The 2,073-nt window shown below is 62.7% G+C and carries 2 protein-coding genes and 1 pseudogene; 2 read left to right on the forward strand and 1 reads right to left on the reverse strand.

Annotated elements, in window-relative coordinates; genetic code table 11:
• Positions 1–113: pseudogene (locus QZ281_RS01905) on the forward strand (nuclear transport factor 2 family protein); the annotation flags it as partial.
• A 107-nt stretch (positions 114–220) separates the two neighbouring features.
• On the opposite strand, the gene phaP reads toward QZ281_RS01905, so the two are convergent.
• On the reverse strand, positions 221–715 hold the full coding sequence (gene phaP / locus QZ281_RS01910; protein WP_201097921.1) for a TIGR01841 family phasin: 495 nt from the start codon (positions 713–715) through the stop codon (positions 221–223).
• A gap of 293 nt (positions 716–1,008) precedes the next feature.
• Between phaP and QZ281_RS01915 the strand changes: the two genes are divergently transcribed.
• Positions 1,009–2,073: D-alanyl-D-alanine carboxypeptidase family protein (locus QZ281_RS01915; protein WP_292224050.1), on the forward strand; the 1,065-nt coding region annotated here is incomplete at its 3' end.

Below are 2,073 nucleotides of genomic sequence, written 5' to 3' on the forward strand. Positions count from 1 at the left end.
GTCCCGAGCAGCTCGTGGGCCGCGCCCGCTTCTCGGTGCTTTGGCGTCTGGAAGGCGATCAGTGGCGACTGGCCCGCGCCTTCAGCATCGACCACGCCGCCGTCAGCCAATAGCGACCAACAAAAACCCCTCGGATTGCTCCGAGGGGCTTCTGGTACGCTACTAAGGCAGTTGATCAACTGGGCGGATCGAAACCGATCCAGACCCAAAAGATCAGAACTTAGCGGGCAGCCTGGAAGGTTTCGACCGAGGCGGTGACGCGCTCGTTGATCGGCTTGATGCTGTCCTTGACCGTGGCGGTGACGATCTCGTTGGTCTTGGCCAGTTCGGCGACATAACGCTCGACCGACTTCTTGGCCCAGGCGGATTGCAGCTCGAAGAACTCCTGCACCGAACGAGCGGTCGACAGTTCCTTGCCAGCGGCCAGGTTTTCTTCCCAGGCGGTCTTGGCGAAGCCGAGGGCCTGTTGCGACAGGGCTTCTGCGCCCTTCTGAGCGACGGTCGCGGACTCGACCAGCGCGTCCAGGTTCTTCTTGCCGTGAGCGTTCAGTTCGGTCAGCGAAGCAACCGACTTGTCGATGCCTTCGCGGAAGGCTTGTGCGCCAGCAGCCTGGGCGCTTTCGGCCTGAGCCTTGACCTTGGCGCCGACAGATGCGGCCGCGGCGGCGGCTTGATCGGCGGTCTTCTTCACGGTGTCAGCAGCAGTGTCAGCCATAGGAGTCTCTCCGGTATGAATGCCTGCGGGGGCAGGCTGTTGCGGAAGCGATCTTGACGAAATTCTTGCGAGGCGACGCCTCGCGCATCGGCCTTATGCTGCAAGTGCGAAGAAAGGTCAACATCGGTTTGTGCAATGCACAATATGATCATTGATAACCCTGCTCGCTGGTTCAAATTCCCGTTGACGGACCGTTAACCACCGCGAAACCCGCACAGCCTATGCTAGCTCTTGCTTCGCGTAGGGCTGGGGGCCTTTTCGCAAACCCTGCTCATTGAGGGTCGTAAACGCTCATGGTTGCTTATCTCCGTCGTGGTTTCCTCGCCGTTCTGGCGTTCAGCCTGATTGCATTCGGCACGAACGTTCGACCGATCGAGGCTCAATCTGGAGAGAGCGCGCGCTACGCCGCCATCGTTCTTGACGCCACAACGGGCGAGGTTCTGTTCGCCCGACATGCCGACAGCCGTCGCTATCCGGCGTCCCTGACCAAGATGATGACCCTGTATCTGACGTTCGAGGCCCTGTCGCAGGGCCGGGTCAAGGCGGACGACGTCCTGACCGTCTCGTCGCGCGCCGCCTCCCAACCGCCGTCAAAACTGGGGCTTCCAGCAGGTCAGACGATCAGCCTGGACAACGCCATGCGCGCCACCGCCGTGCGCAGCGCCAATGACATGGCTGTGGCCATCGCCGAACACATCGGCGGCTCCGAAGCCCGCTTCACCAATATGATGACGCTGAAGGCCGAGCAGTTGGGCATGACCCAGACCCGCTACGCCACCGCAAACGGCCTGCCTGATGCGCGCCAGCTGACCTCGGCCCGCGATCAGGCGATCCTGGCCCGCGCCCTGATGCGCGACTATCCGCAGTATTATCATTATTTCGGCCTGCACGACTGGGCCTACAACGGTCGCGAATACCGCAACACCAACGGCCTGTTGGCGACCGGCCGCGGCTATGACGGGTTGAAGACGGGCTACACCAACGCTTCGGGCTATAACCTCGCCGCCACCGCCGTGCGCGACGGCCGCCGCATCATCACCGTCGTCATGGGCGGCCGTTCGACCGCCAGCCGCAACGCCCACGTCGCCGAACTGATGGACACCGGCTTCGAGGTCGAGCGCCGACGCGCCCAGGGCGAAACCATTCAGGTCGCCCAGACCTTCTTCGAACAACGCGGCTTCGGCATCAGCAATGACACCACCGGCGACGCCCCCATCGCCTACGCCTCGCTGAACAGCGACGACGAAGACGGCATCGGCTCCAACAGCGTCAGCAGCGGCAGCGCCATCCCCTACAACGCTGTGGCCTATACGGCGGCGCCCGCCTCTTTCCATCATGTGTGTGATGATGCATGTGCC

This window comes from Brevundimonas sp., from assembly GCF_018608325.1.
Lineage (GTDB): Bacteria > Pseudomonadota > Alphaproteobacteria > Caulobacterales > Caulobacteraceae > Brevundimonas.

Bases quoted from the DNA above. Each gene is read 5' to 3' on its own strand.
- phaP (WP_201097921.1), bottom strand. From the start codon at position 715: ATGGCTGACACTGCTGCTGACACCGTGAAGAAGACCGCCGATCAAGCC.